The sequence below is a fragment of the Roseovarius sp. B08 genome, assembly GCF_051417955.1.
Lineage (GTDB): Bacteria > Pseudomonadota > Alphaproteobacteria > Rhodobacterales > Rhodobacteraceae > Roseovarius.
In genome coordinates, this window is record NZ_JBPRLW010000001.1 from 19,748 (window position 1) to 40,483 (window position 20,736).

Here is a 20,736-nt window from a genome sequence, read left to right on the forward strand (position 1 = left end):
TCCTCATGCCCAGTTTCCCTTGGACATCAGCCCAAGAATTTCTAACTGCCGCCAGTTTATATATTTTTCGGACCATTTGCACCAAAGGTCGGGACTGTCCTGAAATTTCTCGGCATATGATTTGTATTCGACACTGCCGGCATAGTGCTGGCCACGCTGCAACTCTTCCTCCGCCTTGGCGGTGAAGGTGTTCAGGAACTTCGCATGCAGCAGGATCCCGCTGGCCTTTTCCCCGCCCCACTCGTCATAGGTCAGGTTCAGTCCCCGCGGCAAAAGCGTGTGGGTCGAGCTGATATATGTGTACCGCTTGTCCCACCGCACCAGCGGCGTCTTGTTCAGCGCGGGGGCCTTTTTGGGCCGGTCGGGAAAGAAGACCCGGCTGCGCGGCCCGCCCTGGATCCACAGGTTGCCGTATTGCCGGTTCTTTTCGATCACATAGTTCCCGGGGTCGAACCACCCCGCGATTTCCAGCGGGTCCTGCCCGGGCAGGTATCGCACCTCGTCGATGCGCCCCTTGGGGTACATATCCAGCAGCATCGCACCGAAGGATTTGACCTGACTGGTGTCCAGCCAGTCGGTCAGCGCCCGGATGGGCCGCGTGTCGCAGAACGGATAGATGAACAGCTCATCGGGATCGACCACCAGCGTCCAGTGCCCGTGGCCATATTTGCGCTGCAACCAGTTCAGCCAATCGACACCGAATTTCGATCCCTTGTAACTGGCCTTGGTGGTCCAGATCGACACGTCGGGCTGGTCGGCCATGAACTCTCTGCCGCCATCGCTGCTATCATTGTCGACGATCAGGAAATGCGACACGCCAAGGGCGCGGTAGTAGTGCAGGAAAAACGGCAGGCGCACGAATTCGTCGCGCATGGTACTGAAGAGCAGGATATCGCCGGAACGGATCTTGCGCGTGCGGTCCACCACGGGCTTGAGCGAAAAATGCTTGCGGAAGGCACGCACCCTGTGCCGCTTCCGGCGCAGCCGCATGGCATATGACTGCAACAAACTCACCACTCACATCCTCTGGGCCACCGAACTGACCGGCCGCCAACATACACGCTCCGTGTTAATACATTCTTTTCCACAATCGTACACCGCCGAAATCGCCGGTTCCGGTCCCCTTCCGCCGGTATAAGCAGTTGTTTCCAAAACGCAAACAATTCCGGTCCTCAGATCCAGTTGCCCTTCGACATCAGGCCCATCGCCTCCAGCTGGCGCCACCCGATCAGCCGCGTCGAGGCCGGACACCACAGATCGGGGTTCTCGGTCAGCGCGTCATAGTAGCTGTCGTAAAGGTCGCTGTTGGCGAAATGCTCCTGCCGCCGCTTTTCCTCGGCCGAGCGGTCGACCACCGTGTTCAGGAACTTCGTATGCAGCAGGACCCCCGACAGCCGCTCGCCCCCACCCTCGTCGTAGACCCGGTTCAACCGGCGCGGCAACAGGGAATGCGCGCTGCTGACATAGGCATATCGGCGATTCCACTTCACCAAGGGCATCTTGCCCATCGTCGGCGCCCTTTCGGGCCGGTCGGCAAAGAACCTGCGCGCCCGCACCCCGCCCTGGATCCAAAGGTTGTGCAGGTCCGGCTTTCGCCGGATCATGTAGTTGCCCCCGTCGAACCAGCACAACCGCTCGAAAGGATCGGCCCCGGCAGCATAGTCATGTTGCGCCAGCGGCCCTTTGGGATACATGTCCAGCATTAGAACCCCGAACGAGTCGCGCCCCGATTGCTCCAGCCTTTCCACCAGCGCAGGCAAGGGGCGCGTCTCGTGATGCGGATAGATCAGGATCTCGTCGGCATCCAGCGTCAGGCACCAATGCCCGTGTCCGTGCCTGATCTGCAGCCAGGTCAGCCAGTCGACCCCAAAGCGTGACAGCTTGTAGCTGGCCTTTGTCCGCCACAGCGACACGTCTTCCTGCGCCTGCAAATATTCGCGCGTGCCGTCGTCGCTGTCATTGTCCACGAACAGAAAATGGCGCACACCCAGCGCCCGGTGATGCTCCAGAAAATAAGGTAGCCGCACCGCCTCGTTTCGGACGGTGGAAAAGCACAGGATGTCCCCAGGCGCGACCCGGTTGGTGCGGTCCATCACCGGGCGCAACTGCCGCCGCTTGCGCAAGGCGCGGAACAAAAGGCGCCGACGCTTCCATCGCAGCCTGTACGCGGTCCATGCCTCCGAAAGCACGCTCATCGTCTTGCCTGACCTCTTCGTTGTCTGGCAAGGTCGGCTTTATTTCTCGTAATGTCCAGTTTGATGCCACCGCCACGCATCGCGGATCATCTCGTCCAGGGTCGAGCGTGCGGGTTTCCAGCCCAACTCTGACAAGGCCCGCTCCGATCCCGAAACAAGCTTGGTGCAGTCCCCCGGGCGCCGTAGCCCCTCGACCACGGGCACGTTCTTTTTGGTGATGTCGCGCGCGTGCTCGATCACCTCGCGCACCGAGAAACCGCTGCCGGTGCCAAGGTTGAAAACCCGGCTGTCCTTGTCGTCCTCCAGCCATTTGAGGCCAAGCACATGCGCATCCACCAGATCGCAGACATGCACGTAGTCCCGGATGCACGTGCCATCAGGCGTATCGTAATCCGTGCCGAAGATCGTCAGCGCATCGCGTCGCCCGTCGATCGCATCCAGGATGAGCGGCACAAGATGCGTCTCGGGCTGGTGGAACTCGCCCACCTCGGCCTCGGGGTCGGCTCCGGCCACGTTGAAATACCTAAAGATCACGTGCCGCAAGCCGTGCGCCGCCTCGAAACCGCGCAGCATGTCCTCGATCGCCCGTTTCGACGCGCCATAAGCGTTGATCGGCGCCTGCGGGCTGTCCTCGTTCAGCACCACGTTGTCCTGGTCGCCATAGGTGGCACAGGTCGAGGAAAAGACGAACTTTTCACAACCCGCCGCCACCGCCGCCTCCATCAGGACAAGCGAGCCCGTGACGTTGTTGTCCCAATAGCGCCCCGGCTCGCGCATGCTCTCGCCCACTTGGCTCAGCGCCCCGAAATGCAGCACCGCGACCGGCTGATAGGCGGCGAAGACCGCGTCCAGCCGCCCCCGGTCGCGCAGGTCTCCACGCTCGAACGGACCGAACTTGACGGCGTCCGCCCACCCGGTGCTCAGGTTGTCATAAGTGACCGGCGTATATCCGGCAGTGGCCAGAGCCTTGCAGGCATGAGAGCCGATATAGCCCGCGCCGCCGGTGACAAGTACATTCGGCACGAGCTGCCGCGCTCCTTCGTTACTGCGCCGCCTTGGCGGGCTGCACCACGTCCGTGATATAGCTCAGCAGGTCGTCGCGCAGTTCCGGGCGGTTCAGCGCGAACGCGACCGTCGCCTGAAGGAAGCCCGCCTTCGAGCCGCAGTCGAACCGCTCGCCCTCGAAACGGAAGCCAAAGACCTCCTCGCCCTCGTCGCGCGCCGCGTCGATGGCGTCGGTCAGCTGGATTTCGCCGCCGGCGCCGGTCTGCTTCTTGTTCAGCTTCTGCAAGACCGTGGGCGTCAGGATGTAGCGTCCGATCACCGCGAGATTGGACGGTGCCTCGCCCGCTGCCGGCTTCTCGACCATACCCTTTGTGGTGACCATCCGGCCCATGTCTTCCTTGATGTCCAGAACGCCATAGGCCGAGGCCTTGTCCGCGGGAACCTCCATTGCGGCGACCATGTTGTTCTCGCCATCGGTTTCCTTGAATGCCTCCGTCATCTGCGCCAGGCACGACTTTTCCGCCGCGATCACGTCGTCCGGCAGGATCACCGCGAAAGGCTCGTTGCCGATCAGCCGGCGCGCACACCATACCGCGTGACCCAGGCCCAGCGCCTTGTTCTGGCGGGTATAGGCAATCTCGCCACTGTCCATGTTGGTGGATTTCAGAATCTCCAGCAGCTCTTCCTTGCCTTTCTTGCGCAATTCCTGTTCCAGCTGCGGCGCATTGTCGAAATAGTCCTCCAGCGCGCCCTTGCCGCGCGAGGTGACAAAGATGAATTCCTTGATTCCGGCCTCTCGTGCCTCGTCGATGGCGTATTGCACCAACGGGCGGTCGACCAGCGTCATGATCTCTTTCGGAACCGATTTGGTCGCCGGTAGAAAACGCGTTCCCAGCCCGGCCACGGGGAAAATCGCCTTGGTAAGTTTTTTACGCATCTAAAGCTCCTTAGCCGCTGTCGGCACTCGTCAGAAGAAAACCCACGTCACGCGCCGGAATACAACCGGCTCAATGTGGCAACCCTATGAAATTCGGGCTCGTTTCCTCGCCTTGCCTACGACATGTGCATAGTTCGCATCATGCCTTCTATCCTCTCAATATCTTCCGGGTTGTTAAGTTCCCAGAATTGTCGGCCGCGCGCCTCGACCTCGACGCACAGGATCGACCGCCGGTTCTCCAGAAAGCGCAGTTGCTCGAGCCCTTCCAGGGTTTCCAGCGGGCCCGCCGGCCAGGCACCATATGCATACAACGCTTCGGGGCGGTAGGCATAGACCCCCACATGGTGAAACACCGGCGTGTCCTCTTTGTCGTCATACACGCGCGACGTATAAGGCACCACTTCCTTCGAGAAATAGAGCGCGTGGCGCGATCGGCCGAAAACGGCCGTCGTGCCGCCCACCCGGCCATTGGCGCGATCCTCCAGAAAACCGTTCAGCGCGCGCCCGTCGCAGCGCAGCACCGGCGTGGCCACATCGGTTTCCGGGTTCTCGCGCATCCCCGCGATCAGGTCCTCGACAAACCAAATGGGGGTCAGCGGCGCGTCGCCCTGCAGGTTCACGACAATCTTGTAGTCGCCGCCCAGCTTGCCCAGCGCCTCGGCGCAGCGTTCGGTCCCGTTGGCGCAGTCGGGCGACGTCATCACCACCTCTGCGCCAAAGCCGTGCGCCGCTGCTTCGATCCGCGCGTCGTCCGTGGCCACGACCACCCGGTCGACGCCCGAAACGCTGGTGGCCGCCAGCCAGCTGCGTTCGATCAGGCTTTTCTCGGTGCCGTCCGCGCCGCGCAGCATGGCCAGCGGCTTGCCCGGATACCGGCTCGAGGCGTAACGCGCCGGGATGACCACCAGCACGCTCATCAGGCGGGCTTAAGCTCAACCTTGGGCGCGTAGGCAATGAAGAACGGGTTGGCGTACTCCGCCTTGCCATAGCCCAGCGGGCTCTGGTCGTCGAAGCGCACCACCCGCCCACCGGCGCCCAGCAGCACTGCGTGCCCGGCGGCGGTGTCCCACTCCATTGTGCGGCCCAAACGCGGATAGATATCCGCCTCGCCCGTCGCGATCAGGCAAAACTTCAGCGAAGACCCCGCGCTCTTCATATCCTTCACGGCATATTTGTTGATGTAATCATCCGTCGCCTGGTCCCGGTGCGACTTGCTGGCCACCACCATCAGCGCCGCGTTGTCCGGATCGGACACGCCGATCTCGGTCAGTGCTCCCGTCCTGTGCCGCGCGAATGGGCCGGTTTCCTCTACCGAAACCCCGTCGCCACGGGTAAAGAACATCCGCCCCTTCGCCGGCGCATACACCACACCGCGCGTCGGCGTGCCATTCTCGACATAGGCGATGTTGACGGTAAAGTCGCCGCGGCGGTGGATGAATTCCTTGGTTCCGTCCAGAGGATCGACGATCAGGAACGTCTCGGCCTGCTCGCCATGGGTCGCGGCCTGTTCCTCGGTGATCAGGGTCACGTCCGGGAACTCCGCCCGCAGCCCGTCCGAGATGATCTTGTCCGCCGCCTCGTCCGCCGCGGTGACCGGGCTGTCATCGGATTTCACCTTCACGTCGAAATCGTCGGCGTCGTAGATATCCATGATGCGATCGCCGGCTTCCAGCGCCAGGCGCCGCATGACCGTGACAAGTTTGTCGTAATCCAAGGCCCGCTCCAATTCTTTTGTTTGGCCCGCAAAGGCGTTTGTTGCGGGACCGCTGCGCGCCCCTTATGATATGTCACTAACGGGACAGCAAGAATTCCGTGCGAGAATTTCAGCACAAGGCGGTTGCTTCAGACAGGTCATGTTCCAGAACACGCGCAAGAAATCCCTGCTTTCGTCGGTTACGACGATATGCGAGCTGATCTATCACACCACGGTCCGCGACGTGCGCAGCACCCATGGCAACGCGTTCATGGCGCTGTTCGTCAACATCAGCACCGCGATCATCTTCGTTCTTGCCTTCTACTTCATGTTCTCTGTCCTGGGTCTGCGCGGGGCCAAGCTGCGCGGCGACTTCCTGCTTTACATGATGTCCGGCGTGTTCCTCTTTCTCACGCATGTCAAGGCGCTGGGCGCGGTGGCGGGTGCGGCCGGACCGTCCTCGCCGATGATGCAGCACGCGCCGATGAACACGATCATATCGATCACCTCCGCCGCGTTGGGCGCGCTTTATATTCAGGTCCTGTCGGCGCTGATCATCCTTTTCGTCTATCACACCGCCTTTACGCGGATCGAGATCGACGATCCCATCGGCGCGTTCGGCATGCTTTTGCTGGCATGGTTCACCGGCTGCGGCGTCGGCCTTCTGATCATGGCGGCGAAACCCTGGTTTCCGACAGCCGTGAACCTGATCCAGATCGTCTATACCCGCGCCAACATGATCGCCTCGGGCAAGCTTTTCGTCGCTAACACGCTGCCCGGCTACATGCTGGCCATGTTCGATTGGAACCCGCTCTTTCATGCCATCGACCAGTGCCGCGGATATGTCTTTGCAAATTATTTCCCGCGCAACACCAGTGTCGAATACGCCCTGATCGTGGGGTGCGTTCTGGTCACCATCGGCCTTCTGGCGGAATTCTACACCCGTCAATTCGCCTCCAGCAGCTGGTATGCCCGCCGATGAAACGCCTTGTCTCCGCCTGCCTGCTTCTGCTCTGTGCAACTTTCGCGCAGGCCCAATCTCTGCCGGCATTCTACGACGTGTCCGGCGTAGCGGCGGATGACGTGCTGAACGTCCGCGCCGGGCCCGGTGTGGGCAATTCCATCATCGCCAAGCTGAACGCCGACGCCAGCTTCATCGAGGTGGTGGCCTTCGACGAAACCCGCGAATGGGCCCGCGTCAACGTGGACGAGGCGTCGGGTTGGGTCGCTGTGCGCTTCCTCGACCGGCGCCTGGATCAGCCCGACAATCAGCTGCCCCGCCCGCTGATCTGCACGGGAACCGAACCGTTCTGGTCTCTCGCGATCGACCGCACCGCCACGGCCACGCTCGACCGCATGGACGACGAGCCGATCACGGTTGCGACCCTCGAACCGGTCACGTCCCAAAACCGGACCGACCACTACGCCATCTTCGGACAGGCGCAGACACAGGTCTTCACCTTCATGTTCCAGCGTGACGCCTGCACCGACGGCATGTCCGACCGCGCCTATGGAATGAGCGTCGATCTCTTCGTCACCGAAGAGTCCGGCGTCACCTTCCTGACCGGCTGCTGCAACCTTGCGCGCTGACCGCCCGGGGCCGTCAATCCACCACCCGGCAGGTCAGGTTGATCCGCCCCGGTTTGTCCAGCAACATCGAGGTGCCCGGCTTGATCCGGTCGATCCCGTGATAGGTCAGCCGCGCGTCGCCGCCCATCACCACAACGTCCCCCGACTGCAGCCAGTGCGATTCCGTCTTGCCGCCCCGGGTCGTATTCCCGATCCGAAACAGCCCCTCGTCGCCCAGCGACACCGACAGCACCGGCCAGCTAAAATCGGCCTCGTCGCGGTCCTGGTGCATCCCCATCCGCGCATCGGCGTCATAGAAGTTCACCAGGCAGCAATCCGGCATCCGCTCGCCGCTCACCAACTCGCGCCAGATCGCCAGAACCTCGTCGGGAATGGGCGGCCAGGCCATGCCCTCGGGATGCCGGTCTTCGTACCTGTACCCACGCCGGTCCGACACCCAGCCATAGCGCCCGGCGGAGGTCATCCTGACCCGCATCGGCTTGCCATAGGGCGTCATCGGCGAAAACAGCGGCGCGGCGCGCACCACGCCCCGGATCGTCTCCACCAGCGCGGCCTGCTCCGCCGCTTCAAGGAATCCCTTGAAAATACGGAAGCCGCGTATCTCCAGCGTCTCGTCGGTCATGCCCAACGGGATTCCATCGAATCCGGGAAATTAAAAGCCGAATCCTGCGATTCAGCGCTTTTCAACCGCTTGCAGCGTCATATTCCCCTGCCTATATACCGTCCGAAGCGCAGGAACCGCTTTCGGGATCTGCAACTCATATGGTGGCCAGATGCCTTTGACGGGTCCGGTCGCCCCTCAATCGCCTTAAGAACAGAAGGGATCGAAAAACATGTCCAAAGTCATTGGTATTGACCTCGGAACCACCAACAGCTGCGTCGCCATCATGGATGGCAGCCAGGCCCGCGTCATCGAGAACTCCGAAGGCGCCCGCACCACCCCCTCGATCGTCGCCTTCACCGATGACGAGCGCCTTGTCGGCCAGCCGGCGAAACGCCAGGCTGTCACCAACCCTGAAAACACCATCTTCGGCGTCAAGCGCCTGATCGGTCGCCGCGAGGACGACAGCGATCTGGCCAAGGACAAGAAGAACATGCCGTTCGAAGTGATCGACGGTGGCAATGGCGACGCCTGGGTGCGCGCCAAGGGTGACAAGTATTCGCCCAGCCAGATCTCGGCCTTCATCCTCGGCAAGATGAAAGAGACCGCCGAAAGCTATCTCGGCGAGGAAGTGACTCAGGCCGTCATCACCGTGCCCGCCTATTTCAACGACGCCCAGCGTCAGGCCACCAAGGACGCCGGCAAGATCGCCGGTCTCGAAGTGCTGCGCATCATCAACGAGCCGACCGCGGCCGCACTTGCCTACGGCCTCGACAAGGAAGACACGCAGACCATCGCGGTCTATGACCTTGGCGGCGGTACCTTCGACGTGACAATCCTCGAAATCGACGAGGGCCTCTTCGAGGTCAAGTCCACCAACGGCGACACGTTCCTGGGTGGTGAAGACTTCGACATGCGCATCGTCAACTACCTTGCGGACGAGTTCAAAAAGGAACACAGCGTTGACCTGACCAAGGACAAGATGGCGCTGCAACGTCTGAAAGAGGCGGCCGAGAAAGCCAAGATCGAGCTGTCCAGCTCGTCCCAGACCGAGATCAACCAGCCGTTCATCTCGATGGGCTCGAACGGCCAGCCGCTGCACATGGTCATGAAACTGACCCGCGCCAAGCTGGAAAGCCTGGTTGGCGACCTGATCACCAACTCGCTCAAGCCCTGCAAGGCCGCGCTCAAGGATGCCGGTCTGTCGGCCAGCGACATCGACGAGGTCGTTCTCGTCGGCGGCATGACCCGCATGCCCAAGGTCGTAGAGGAAGTGACCAAGTTCTTCGGCAAGGAACCGCACAAGGGCGTGAACCCCGACGAGGTCGTCGCCATGGGCGCCGCCATTCAGGCCGGTGTTCTGCAAGGCGACGTCAAGGATGTCGTCCTTCTGGACGTCACGCCGCTCTCGCTCGGCATCGAAACCCTGGGCGGTGTCTTCACCCGCCTGATCGACCGCAACACCACGATCCCGACCAACAAGTCGCAGATCTTCTCCACCGCCGAAGACAACCAGTCGGCCGTGACGATCCGCGTCTTCCAGGGCGAGCGTGAAATGGCCGCGGACAACAAGCTTCTGGGTCAGTTCAACCTCGAGGATATTCCGCCGGCTCCCCGCGGCATGCCCCAGATCGAGGTGACCTTCGACATCGACGCCAACGGCATCGTCTCTGTATCGGCCAAGGACAAGGGCACGAACAAGGAACAGAAGATCACGATCCAGGCATCGGGCGGTCTGTCAGAGGAAGACATCGAGAAGATGGTCAAGGACGCCGAGGCCAACGCCGACGCCGACAAGGAGCGTCGCGCTCTGGTCGAGGCCCGCAACCAGGCCGAAAGCCTCATCCACTCGACCGAGAAGTCGATGGAAGAGCATTCGGACAAGGTGGACCCGTCCACCATCGAGGCCATCGAACTGGCCATCTCGGCCCTCAAGGACGACCTCGAGAAAGAAGATGCCTCCGCCGACAAGATCAAGGCCGGCATCCAGAACGTGACCGAGGCCGCCATGAAACTGGGCGAGGCGATCTACAAGGCCAGCCAGGAAGACGGCGACGACGAGCCTGCCGCGGCCGATGAAATGGGCAAGGACGATGAAGACATCGTCGACGCCGATTTCGAGGACCTCGACGAAGATAAGCGCGCCTAAGCGTCAAACGGAAAGGCAAGGGGCGCATCTGTGCCCCCTGCTCTCCGATACAAAGGAGAAATCCGATGGCCAAACGCGATTATTACGAGGTTCTTGGCGTCTCCAAGGGCGCCAGCGCCGACGAGATCAAGAAAGCCTACCGCACCAAGGCCAAAGAGCTGCACCCCGACCGCAACAAGGACAACCCCGATTCCGAGAAGAAATTCAAGGAAGCGGGCGAGGCCTATGACATCCTGAAGGACGCCGAGAAGAAGGCGGCCTATGACCGCTTCGGCCACGCGGCCTTTGAGGGTGGCACCGGCGCGGGCGCACGTCCCGGCGGCGGGTTCGGCGGGGCCGGTCCCGGTCAGGGCGATTTCGCCAGCGCGTTTTCCGACGTGTTCGACGATCTCTTCGGCGATTTCATGGGCGGCGGTGCACGTGGCGGCCCTGGCGGACGCCAGCGTGCGGCGCGCGGCGCCGACCTGCGCTACAACCTGCGCGTCAACCTCGACGAGGCTTATCGCGGCCTGCAGAAAACCATCAACGTACCCACCTCGGTGGCCTGTGACGCCTGCGACGGCTCCGGGGCCGAAGGCGGCGCCGAGCCGACCACCTGTCCGACCTGTTCGGGCATGGGCAAGGTCCGTGCGCAACAGGGGTTCTTCACGGTCGAACGCACCTGCCCCACCTGCTCGGGCCTGGGCCAGATCATCAAGAATCCGTGCAACGTGTGCGGCGGCCAGGGCCGCGTCCAGAAGGACCGCTCGCTGTCGGTGAACATCCCCGCGGGCGTCGAAACCGGCACCCGCATCCGCCTGGCCGGTGAAGGCGAGGCCGGAATGCGCGGGGGTCCTGCGGGCGACCTCTACATCTTCATCGAGGTCGCGCCGCACAAGATCTTCGAGCGTGAGGACACCAACCTCTTCTGCCGCGTGCCCGTCTCGGTCGCCAAGGCCGCGCTCGGTGGCGATATCGAGGTGCCCACGATCGACGGCGGCCGTAGCCGCGTCAAGATCCCCGAAGGCTCGCAATCTGGCCGACAGATGCGCCTGCGCGGCAAGGGCATGCCCGCCCTGCGCGGCGGCGGTCACGGCGACATGTTCATCGAACTGGCGGTGGAAACACCCGTCAACCTGACCTCGCGGCAGAAAGAAATCCTCAAGGAATTCGACACGCTGTCAGAAGACAACAACCCCGAAACCAAGAGCTTCTTCAAATCGGTGAAGGGATTTTGGGACTCGATGAAAAGCTAGAGCACTAACGTCATCCACGGGTCTGACCTGCGGATCTCTGACTGCATGAGATCCCGGATCAGGTCCGGGATGGCATCGCGCCACCGCAAAGCCCCGCCCCGGGCCTGACCCGGGGCCTCTCTTCCGACATTAACCATTCACTAACCTTCCCGCGCCACTGTCAGGCGCATGTCCGACTCGCGCGCCTTCAAGGAAATGACCCTGCCGCTCTTTGATAGCGACGAGGTTGTTGTTCCCGCCGGGTCTGGCAAGCAACCCTCTTACATCCGCGACCACCGCAAGCGCCTGCGCGACCGCTTCATGTCCGGCGGTGCCGACGCGCTGCCCGATTACGAGATGCTGGAACTCGTCCTGTTCCGCGCTATTCCCCGGCGCGACGTCAAACCGCTGGCCCATGTCCTGCTCGACCGGTTCGGCAGTTTCAACGCCGTGATCTCCGCCCCCTTCGACCAGCTCGAAACCGTGCCCGGCGTGGGCGAAACCGTAATTTGCGAGCTCAAGGTCGTCGAGGCTGCCGCCCATCGCCTCGCGCGCTCCCGCGTGGCCCAGCGCCCCATCGTCTCCAGCTGGGACGCCCTGCTGGAATACTGTCACACAGCCATGGCGCACCGGGATATCGAACAATTCCGCATCTTCTATCTCGACCGCCGCAACACCCTCATCGCGGACGAGGAACAGGCGCGCGGCACCGTGGATCACGTGCCGGTCTACCCCCGCGAGGTGGTCAAGCGCGCGCTGCATCTTAACGCCAGCGCGCTGATCCTCGTGCACAATCACCCCTCGGGCGATCCCACGCCATCCCAGTCCGATATCGACATGACACGCCAGATCGAAACCGCGGCAAACGCGCTGGGCATCACGCTGCACGATCACATCATCATCGGCAAATCCTGCGAGACGAGTTTTCGCAGCGAAGGCCTGATATAGACCCTATCGCACCCACACCTCGACCCGCCGGTTGATCTGCCGGCCCCATCCGGTGCCATCGCACGCCATCGGCATCGCCTCGCCAAAGGCTTCCAGTTCCATGCCGATCCGGTCCATGTTCGCCGTCTCCGCCGCCGCGATCACGGCACTCCGCACCGCCTCGGCCCGGCGTAGCGCGATCCGCCGGTTGTTCTCGGCCGGGCCCGCCCCGTCGCTGAACCCCACGAAGATCAACCGCCGCGCGTCATATTTGCCGACCTCCATCGCCCGCGCCAATTGCGCCACGTTAGACCGAGACTGCGCGTCCAGCCGTGCCGACCCGGCCTCGAAGCGGAACGTGGTGGTCAGCCGCTCGAGCGGCGTCAACGCCGCCACCATACGTTGCAATTCCTCCAACCCCACCTCCTCGCCCGCCTGGGCGATCGCGTTGGCAAAGCGGTCACCCTGCTCGTCGATCCCGATTTCCTCGGGCGCCTGATCGACGAAACCGGCCCGCCGGATCACCAGTTGCGCCGACGGGTCCTTCAGATAGGCAAGGAAATCCCGTCCCAGCTTGGGCAATCGCCGCGCGGGCAGGTACAGGAACATCGGCGCCGTCAGGGGTAATCCTCTGTCTTGACCCCCCGCCGCGTGGCGCGCAGGGCAAACCCGCATTCCCCGCTCAACGCCAGAACCTGCGTGTTTCCCGTCTCCGCCCGCGCCGTCAGGCCCAGCGCAAAGGGGTCGTTCGCCACCGCATCGGCCAGCGACACGCCGTCCGCGTGCCGCATCACAGTCTCGGCGAAACTGGCGCCCGCCGGACGCAGCACCAGATCCTCGCTGGCCTGTCCCAGCCCGGACCGCGCCTCAAACATATGCACCGCGATCGGCGCGTCCGGCCCGCCCAGCGCGTTCCAGTTGTCTATCTTGCCCGACAGAACCTCGGCCAGTTGCGTCAACGTCACCTGCTGCACCGGGTTTGACGGCGCCACCACCGGCACCAGCGCCTCGAGCGCCATGACCCGCCCGCGCCCCTTTGCCGACATGTCGCCCAGCGCCGCGTCCTTGCCCAGACGCACCTCTTGCGGACGGATCTCTCGCATCGACATGGCAATGTCCGCCACGTCCGCGATCAGGTCGGCAAAGCCTTCGTCGGAATTCGTCAGCCTGAACAGAAACTCGCCCACGACACGACCCTCGCCGGGGTCATGGATCGACAACAGAACGCTGCCATCCTCCAGCGTGTCGCGCGCCATGTCATAGCCTTCGCGGATCGCGAACGCCTCGACCAGCGCCGGCATCAACAACCGCCCGATGGTCGGCGCCCCCGAAAACACCACTTCGGCCACATAGGTATCCAGGTTGGGGCACCCCGGCCCGGCGCAATCCACACCCGAGCCATCCACCGTCAGCTCGCCATAGATCGTCTCGACCCGGTAGAATTCGCCATCGAATCCCAGCAGGTCACCGGAAATCTCCACGTTCCCGTCCCGCGACGTCAGCGTCACGTCCTGCGCCCCTGCCGGAAAAGCGCCCGCAAAAGAAAAGGTGCGGCGAAAGCCGCCGCACGTAGCATTTTCATGGATGCCCTCTGATCGCAGCGTTCAGTTGCGCGCGATCTTCAGGTCTTCGTACAGGTTTTTCAACACCAGAAAGTCACCGACGGCGTCGCACTCCGGGATCGCCATCGTCAGGTCCCGGGCCGAGATCTCGCCGGCCCCGGGCTTGATCAGTGTCTGCGCCTCGATATCACGACCACAATTCGCGGCGTTGATTTCGGTTTCGAGACTGACCTGCACCTCACCGTCGCGCACAGCGTCCCGGCTCGGGAACGTATAGACCTCCGCCATCAGGGTCGTCTCCTCGATCACCCCGTGGCCAAGGCGCAGAAGAAACCCGCCCTCGCCGCTCGCCGCGCTGGCCGCATCACGCGCGGCATCGTACCAGACGTGGCCCTGCTCGCCATAATCAGCGCCATACTCCATGGCATGAAGCTCCATCCCGCTGCGGCCCTGCCATTGCACGACGTAACGGTCGTAATAATCCAGCGTGTCGACAATCGCGTTCGCCACCGCACCCTCGCTGTTGTCGAAAGCCGCGATGAATACCGCGTTCTGTGCCAGTGCCGGCACCTGCATAGACCATGTGCCGTCGACACCGGTAATCGCGCTGAACATCATTCCGTTGTGGTGCAGCGTGAACTGCGTGTCCGCCTGGCACGGTGCTGTCAGATCCAGCTGAACCATTGCCGCGGCGGCGGGGCGCGCCGTCATCTCGATCCCACCATGACAGGCGGCAAGGGCCGGTGCCTTTTCTTCCCGCGGAAGCGACTGGATTGGCGCATCTTGTAACGCGGCCTGGTGCAGCGGCGCGGCGGGCAACGCCTCGGGCTGCGGCGCGGTGGCCGGCGGAACCGGTTCGGCCGATGTCAGGGTGACGCGTTTGATCTCAAGGCCCTCGGCCTCGAAGCTCTGCTCGCTCGTCACCGCAGCTCCTTGAAACAGCTGCTCTTTTCCGGGGTCGTCGGCAAACTCGAGCGCGTCATGCGCCCCGGTCTCGGCGGTATCGCCGATCTCTTGATCGGCCGGGGTCATCACAGGTGCCTGCGCGGCCGCCTCCCGTTGAGGTTGCGGAGCTTCCTCGACAAAGGCCTGCGCGAACGCCTTGGCGGACGTCACCGTGACTTCGGGCTTCTTCTCCGGCGTCACGCCGCGGTCGGGGCCCGACTGCATGATATATCCGATGCCAAGGGCGCAACTCAGGGTCACACCGGCCATGACGATACGTTTCGGATTGCCTAACTTGATCATCACGATCTCCCACACCTGCCATAGGTCGAGAGAGTGCTATCTGGCGAAAGTGGCTCCTTGAGGGCAGCCTGAGGGTGTCATTTGGGCCGGATTGTGACGTGCCGGGGCGTCAGCCAAGCCGCCCATGGCAATGCTTGAATTTCTTGCCCGATCCGCACGGGCAGGCCTCGTTCCGGCCGGGATTGCCCCAGGTCGTCGGATCGTTCTCGTCGAAACCTGGCAAAGCCGCGCCCTTGGGCTCATCCAGCGTCACTGCGCCGGGTTCGCGCTCTTCGGTCTGGGCGGGCCTGGGCGTCGCCGCGGCCTGTTTCGCCTGCAGGTCTCGCAGCATCTGCTGCTGCTCTTCTTCGGTCATCGGACGGATCCGGGCCAGCTGCTGCGTCACGTCCTGCCGCAGACTGTCCAGCATCGATTCGAACAGCTGGAACGCCTCGTTCTTGTACTCGTTCAGAGGATCGCGCTGCGCATAGCCGCGAAAGCCAACGACGCTGCGCAGGTGTTCCAGCGTCAGAAGGTGCTCGCGCCATTTGCTGTCGATGGTCTGAAGCAGAACCTGTTTCTCGATCATCCGCATCTGTTCCGGGCCGAACGCCTTGGTCTTTTCGGCCATCATCTCTTCGGCGGCCTCTTCCAGGCGGTCGGCGACCTCGTCGTCGTCCACGCCTTCCTCGTCGCCCCAGGCCATCACCGGCACATCCAGGTTCAGCCGCTCGATCACGGCGGCATAGAGCCCTTCCATGTCCCACTGGTCGGCATAGGTCTTGGGCGGCATGTACTGGTCGATCAGGTCGTCGATCACCTCGCCGCGCATGTCCTTGATGATCTCCGACAGGTCCGTGGCTTCCATGATGTCCAGTCTCTGGCGGAAGATCACCTTGCGCTGCTCGTTCATCACGTCGTCGAATTTCAGCAGCTGCTTGCGGATGTCGAAGTTGCGCCCCTCGACCTTCGCCTGCGCGCGTTCCAGGCTCTTGTTCACCCACGGGTGGATGATCGCCTCGCCTTCCTTCATGCCCAGGGTCGACAGCACCTTTTCCAGCCGTTCAGAGCCGAAAATGCGCATCAGGTCGTCATCGAGGCTCAGGAAGAACGCCGACCGCCCCGGGTCGCCCTGGCGGCCCGACCGGCCGCGCAGCTGGTTGTCGATCCGGCGGCTTTCGTGGCGTTCCGTGGCCAGCACGAACAGGCCACCGGCATCGATCACCGCCTGTTCGTCATCCTTGTGCCCTGCTTCCAGCCGCTTGCGCAGCTCTTCCGGGTCCGCGTCCGGGTCGGCGGCAATCGCCTCCATGATCTTGAAATCAAGGTTCCCGCCCAGCTTGATGTCGGTGCCGCGCCCGGCCATGTTGGTGGCGATGGTCACAGCATTCAGCTTGCCCGCATCCGCGACGATCTGCGCTTCCTGCTCGTGCTGGCGCGCGTTCAGCACGTTGTGCTTCACCCCCGCCTTCTTCAGCAGCTCGCTCAGCATCTCGGATTTCTCGATCGAGGTCGTGCCGACAAGGATCGGCTGACCCTTTTCGTGCGCTTCCTTGATGGAGGCGACGATCGCATCGAATTTTTCCTGCGCGGTCCGATAGACGGCATCGTCCTCGTCGACCCGCGCAATCGGCTTGTTCGTTGGAACCTCGACCACGCCCAGCCCGTAGATCTGCGCAAATTCCTCGGCCTCGGTCGCGGCGGTGCCGGTCATGCCTGACAGCTTGTCGTAAAGGCGGAAATAGTTCTGGAACGTCACCTGCGCCAGTGTCACGTTCTCGGGCTTGATGTCACAGCCTTCCTTGGCCTCGATCGCCTGGTGCAGACCGTCCGACAACCGCCGCCCGGCCATCATCCGGCCGGTGAATTCGTCGATCAGCACGACCTCGTTGTCGCGCACGATATAGTCTCTGTCCTTGAGGAAAAGCTTGTGCGCCCGCAGGCCCTGGTTCATGTGGTGCACGATGGTCGTGCTTTCGGGGTCGTAAAGCGACTGCCCTTCCTCCAGCAGACCTTTCTGATGCAGAAGCTCTTCAAGATACTCGTTGCCCTCGTCGGTGAAGGTGACGTTCTTGGTCTTCTCGTCGATCTTGTAATGGTCTTCTTCCAGGCTCGGGATCAACCCGTCGACCGTTACGTACAGCTCGCTGCGGTCCTGCGCCGGGCCCGAGATGATCAGCGGCGTCCGCGCCTCGTCGATCAGGATGCTGTCCACCTCGTCGACGATGGCGAAATAATGCCCGCGCTGCGCCATCTCCTCGAGGCTCGATTTCATGTTGTCGCGCAAATAATCGAAGCCAAGCTCGTTGTTGGTGGCATAGGTGATGTCGGCGGCATAGGCGCCTTTCTTCTCGTCATCCGGCTGCTGCGGATAGACCACGCCCGTGGTCATCCCCAGTGCGGAAAAGACGTTGCCCATCCACTCGGCATCCCGCTTGGCAAGGTAGTCGTTGACCGTGACGATATGCACGCCCTTGCCCGTCAGCGCATTCAGGTAGGCGGGAAAGGTCGCCACGAGGGTCTTGCCCTCGCCCGTCTTCATTTCCGAGATATTGCCCTGGTGCAGGAAAATCCCGCCCATCAACTGCACGTCAAAGGCCCGCAGGCCCAGCGTCCGGCGCGCCGCCTCGCGGCAGTTGGCAAAGGCTTCGGGCAGGATCGCGTCCAGCTTCTCGCCATCCGCGACACGTTGTTTGAATTCCTGGGTCTTGGCGATCAGCCCGGCGTCGTCCAGCGCCTCGTACTCGGGCTCCAGCGCGTTTATCTTCTCCACCAGCGGGCGGGTCGTCTTGACCTTGCGGTCGTTCGGGGTGCCAAAGATCTTTTTGGCAACCGTTCCAATACCCAGCATATCCTATCCGTTCCGGTCTTTCGCTATCTCGTGAATGGCAATCGCTTGCCCCGTCCGCCGCACCGCCCTAGAACGGGCCCAAGGGGACGGCCCTGCCTTTGATCATAAGGCGATGTAAGGGGCCGCTCATGGACTGTCAACGTCACAACGCGCCGCTGCCGGCGCGAGAAAGCAAAGGGTTTTCCATGTCACATGCGATCAAATCGATCCTCGCCGCCACCTGTACCGCCGCGATGCTGGCCCAAGGAGCGTGGGCGCAGGAAACCGCCGAAACAGAGCCTGACGCGGCCCCTGCCGCCGATCCGTCGCAGGTCGTCGCAACCGTCAACGGCACCGAAATCACGCTGGCCCATGTCATCGCGCTCCGTGCCACCCTGCCGCAGCAATACGACCAGTTCCCGCCCAACATGCTGTTGCAGGGCATCGTCGACCAACTCATCCAGCACACCCTGCTGAAACAGTCTCTGGAGGGCGAGCCGTCCCTGCGCAGCCGCGTCTCGATCGAGAACGAGGAACGCGCCATCATCGCCGGCGAGGTCATGGCCGGTGTGATCGAGCAGGATCCGTCAGATGAGGACCTGCAAGCCGCTTATGACGAACAGTACCCCGCCGACGTTCAGGAAACGGAGTATCGCGCCTCGCATATCCTCGTCGAAACCGAGGAGGAGGCGCAGGAACTGGTAACCGCCCTCGAAGGTGACGCCGATTTCGCCGCTTTGGCCCGCGAAAGATCCACCGGTCCTTCTGGTGCGTCGGGCGGTGATCTCGGCTGGTTCGGTGCCGGCGACATGGTCGCGCCCTTCTTCGATGCCGTCGCGGCGCTCGAACCCGGCGAGGTTTCCGATCCCGTCGAAACCCAGTTCGGCTGGCATGTCATCACCCTGGCCGAGACCCGCAACAAGGAGCGCCCCGCGCTGGACACCGTGCGCGAAGAGTTGACCTCGCAGATTCAGCAAGGCGCGCTCCAATCCTTTATCGAGGGCCTGAGATCCGACGCCGAGATCGACCAGGTCGACCTTGAAGAGATCGACCCCAACGTCATCACCGATCTCGAACTTCTGGAGAACTGACAATGGCCAAGACCCTCGCCGTTTCGCCACTGGCGCCTGCCGCGTTTCCGGATCTTCCCGCCATAGGCGGCGTGGAATTCGCCAGCGTCCAGGCCGGCGTGCGCTATGCCGGCCGCAAGGACGTGATGCTGGCACGGCTGGCCCCCGGAACGGCCATGGCGGGGTCTTCACCCGGTCCGCGACGCGCTCCGCCGCGGTGCTTGACTGCCAGGAAAAGATCGCTTTCCAGTCCGCAGAGGGGGCCGCGATCATCGTCAATTCCGGCAATTCCAACGCCTTCACCGGGCGCAACGGGGTCGAGGCCGTCAAGGCGGTGACAAATGCGGTGGCGAAGACTCTATCCCTGCCGGAATCGCGTATTTTCAGCTCCTCCACGGGCATCATTGGCGAGCCTTTGAAGCACGAGCGCATCACCGCGAAACTTTCCGAACTCGCAGGCACGCTCTCATCCGACGGGATCGAGGATGCCGCCCGTGCGATCATGACGACCGACACCTTTCCCAAGGGCGCCACCGCCACGATCACGATCGACGGGCAGGAAGTGCGCATCGCCGGCATCGCCAAGGGTTCTGGCATGATTGCGCCCGACATGGCGACCATGCTTGTCTACATCTTCACCGATGCCGCCATTGCCCGCGAGCATCTGCAACAGATGGTCTCGGCGCTGAACGAAAAGACCTTCAATTGCATCACCGTCGACAGCGACACCTCCACCTCCGACACGTTGCTGGTCGCCGCAACCGGCGCGTCGGGCGTGCGCGTCACCGATCAAAGCGTCGGCTTCATGGAAGCGTTGCGTGGCGTTATGCTCGATCTCGCCCACCAGGTCGTGCGCGACGGCGAGGGCGCCACCAAATTCGTCACCATCTCCGTCACCGGCGCCTCCAGCGACAAGGACGCCAAGACCCACGGTCTGGCCATCGCCAACTCGCCCTTGGTCAAGACCGCCATCGCCGGAGAGGATCCCAACTGGGGCCGCATCGTCATGGCCATCGGCAAGTCCGGCGCCCCGGCGGATCGCGACACGCTCTCGATCTGGTTCGGCGACACGCTCGTGGCCGAAAAAGGCTGGGTTAGTCCCGCATACCGCGAGGAAGACGGCGCCGCCCACATGAAGAACCAAGAGATCACGATTCATGTCGATCTCGGCCTTGGCGGCGGCACGGCCCATGTGTGGACCTGCGACCTGACGCATGGTTACATCTCGATCAACGCCGACTACAGGTCATGAAACCGAAGCAATCACAGGAAAAGTGGCCTCCGGTTTTCCGTCCGGGATTGCGACAATGAAAACTGTTCTGGTCTCTGCCGTCGCCCTGATCGACGTCGACGGCCGCATCCTGCTGGCGCAACGCCCCGAGGGCAAACCCATGGCCGGCCTCTGGGAATTCCCCGGCGGCAAGGTCGAACCGGGCGAGACACCCGAGGTCGCGCTCATCCGCGAGTTGGAAGAAGAGCTTGGTATCAACACGTGGAAAAGCTGTCTCGCCCCGCTGACTTTCGCCAGCCACAGCTACGACGACTTTCACCTGCTGATGCCTCTCTTCGCCTGCCGCAAATGGGAAGGCGCGCCGCAATCCCGTGAAGAACAGGCCCTGAAATGGGTCCGCCCCAACGCCCTGCGCGACTATCCCATGCCGCCCGCGGACGTGCCGCTCATCCCGATCCTCCGCGACTGGCTCTGATCTCCGCAAAAGCTTTCTGAAAGCTTTTGC

At 62.8% G+C, this 20,736-nt stretch carries 16 protein-coding genes and 2 pseudogenes; 8 read left to right on the plus strand and 10 right to left on the minus strand.

The window, feature by feature from the left end; genetic code table 11:
• Positions 1–3: 3 nt before the first annotated feature.
• The 6 genes from ACSQ76_RS00115 to cysQ all read right to left on the minus strand — a co-directional run bounded on the left by ACSQ76_RS00115 (position 4) and on the right by cysQ (position 5,851).
• Positions 4–990: a glycosyltransferase family 2 protein gene (locus ACSQ76_RS00115; RefSeq protein ID WP_437158127.1), complete on the minus strand. Its 987-nt coding sequence runs from the start codon at positions 988–990 to the stop codon at positions 4–6.
• 182 nt (positions 991–1,172) lie between these two features.
• A complete protein-coding gene (locus ACSQ76_RS00120; RefSeq protein WP_437154969.1) occupies positions 1,173–2,195 on the minus strand; it encodes a glycosyltransferase family 2 protein in 1,023 nt (340 codons plus the stop codon).
• 39 nt (positions 2,196–2,234) lie between these two features.
• Positions 2,235–3,218 carry a UDP-glucose 4-epimerase GalE gene (gene galE, locus ACSQ76_RS00125; protein ID WP_437154970.1) on the minus strand — a complete coding sequence of 328 codons (984 nt, stop codon included), beginning with the start codon at positions 3,216–3,218 and terminating at the stop codon, positions 2,235–2,237.
• A 19-nt stretch (positions 3,219–3,237) separates the two neighbouring features.
• Positions 3,238–4,137 (minus strand): UTP--glucose-1-phosphate uridylyltransferase, encoded by a 900-nt coding sequence (locus tag ACSQ76_RS00130; protein WP_437154971.1) that lies wholly within the window; start codon positions 4,135–4,137, stop codon positions 3,238–3,240.
• 116 nt (positions 4,138–4,253) lie between these two features.
• Positions 4,254–5,054, minus strand: a complete 801-nt coding sequence (locus ACSQ76_RS00135; protein WP_437154972.1) for a 3-deoxy-manno-octulosonate cytidylyltransferase — start codon at positions 5,052–5,054, stop codon at positions 4,254–4,256.
• Complete coding sequence (cysQ, locus tag ACSQ76_RS00140; RefSeq protein ID WP_306127297.1) at positions 5,054–5,851, minus strand: 3'(2'),5'-bisphosphate nucleotidase CysQ; 798 nt, start codon at positions 5,849–5,851, stop codon at positions 5,054–5,056. Before cysQ ends, ACSQ76_RS00135 begins: the two co-directional genes overlap by 1 nt.
• Before the next feature lie 139 nt (positions 5,852–5,990).
• Between cysQ and ACSQ76_RS00145 the strand changes: the two genes are divergently transcribed.
• Positions 5,991–6,812: an ABC transporter permease gene (locus ACSQ76_RS00145; protein WP_306127296.1), complete on the plus strand. Its 822-nt coding sequence runs from the start codon at positions 5,991–5,993 to the stop codon at positions 6,810–6,812.
• Positions 6,809–7,420 carry a COG3650 family protein gene (locus ACSQ76_RS00150; RefSeq protein ID WP_437154973.1) on the plus strand — a complete coding sequence of 204 codons (612 nt, stop codon included), beginning with the start codon at positions 6,809–6,811 and terminating at the stop codon, positions 7,418–7,420. The genes ACSQ76_RS00145 and ACSQ76_RS00150 overlap by 4 nt, the downstream gene beginning before the upstream one ends.
• A 13-nt stretch (positions 7,421–7,433) precedes the next feature.
• On the opposite strand, the gene ACSQ76_RS00155 is transcribed toward ACSQ76_RS00150, so the two are convergent.
• Complete coding sequence (locus ACSQ76_RS00155; protein WP_437154974.1) at positions 7,434–8,042, minus strand: alpha-ketoglutarate-dependent dioxygenase AlkB family protein; 609 nt, start codon at positions 8,040–8,042, stop codon at positions 7,434–7,436.
• Between the two features lie 211 nt (positions 8,043–8,253).
• Between ACSQ76_RS00155 and dnaK the strand changes: the two genes are divergently transcribed.
• The 3 genes from dnaK (at position 8,254) to radC (ending at position 12,332) form a co-directional block, all read left to right on the plus strand.
• Positions 8,254–10,170, plus strand: coding sequence for a molecular chaperone DnaK (gene dnaK / locus ACSQ76_RS00160; RefSeq protein ID WP_306127293.1), 1,917 nt, complete (start codon positions 8,254–8,256; stop codon positions 10,168–10,170).
• Between the two features lie 65 nt (positions 10,171–10,235).
• Positions 10,236–11,405, plus strand: coding sequence for a molecular chaperone DnaJ (dnaJ, locus tag ACSQ76_RS00165; protein WP_306127292.1), 1,170 nt, complete (start codon positions 10,236–10,238; stop codon positions 11,403–11,405).
• Positions 11,406–11,573: 168 nt separating this feature from the next.
• A complete protein-coding gene (gene radC, locus ACSQ76_RS00170; protein WP_437154975.1) occupies positions 11,574–12,332 on the plus strand; it encodes a RadC family protein in 759 nt (252 codons plus the stop codon).
• Positions 12,333–12,335: 3 nt separating this feature from the next.
• Here radC and ACSQ76_RS00175 read toward each other — a convergent pair.
• From ACSQ76_RS00175 to secA, 3 genes and pseudogenes are all read right to left on the minus strand, one after another.
• A pseudogene (locus ACSQ76_RS00175) lies at positions 12,336–13,893 on the minus strand (substrate-binding domain-containing protein).
• 22 nt (positions 13,894–13,915) lie between these two features.
• Positions 13,916–15,121 (minus strand): hypothetical protein, encoded by a 1,206-nt coding sequence (locus ACSQ76_RS00180; protein WP_437154976.1) that lies wholly within the window; start codon positions 15,119–15,121, stop codon positions 13,916–13,918.
• 109 nt (positions 15,122–15,230) lie between these two features.
• A complete protein-coding gene (gene secA, locus ACSQ76_RS00185; protein WP_437154977.1) occupies positions 15,231–17,951 on the minus strand; it encodes a preprotein translocase subunit SecA in 2,721 nt (906 codons plus the stop codon).
• A gap of 185 nt (positions 17,952–18,136) precedes the next feature.
• Here secA and ACSQ76_RS00190 point away from each other — a divergent pair, with 185 nt between their 5' ends.
• From ACSQ76_RS00190 to ACSQ76_RS00200, 3 genes and pseudogenes are all read left to right on the plus strand, one after another.
• Complete coding sequence (locus ACSQ76_RS00190; protein WP_437154978.1) at positions 18,137–19,021, plus strand: peptidylprolyl isomerase; 885 nt, start codon at positions 18,137–18,139, stop codon at positions 19,019–19,021.
• 2 nt (positions 19,022–19,023) lie between these two features.
• Positions 19,024–20,252: pseudogene (gene argJ / locus ACSQ76_RS00195) on the plus strand (bifunctional glutamate N-acetyltransferase/amino-acid acetyltransferase ArgJ).
• Positions 20,253–20,307: 55 nt separating this feature from the next.
• Complete coding sequence (locus tag ACSQ76_RS00200) at positions 20,308–20,706, plus strand: (deoxy)nucleoside triphosphate pyrophosphohydrolase (RefSeq protein ID WP_306127285.1); 399 nt, start codon at positions 20,308–20,310, stop codon at positions 20,704–20,706.
• Positions 20,707–20,736: the final 30 nt, after the last annotated feature.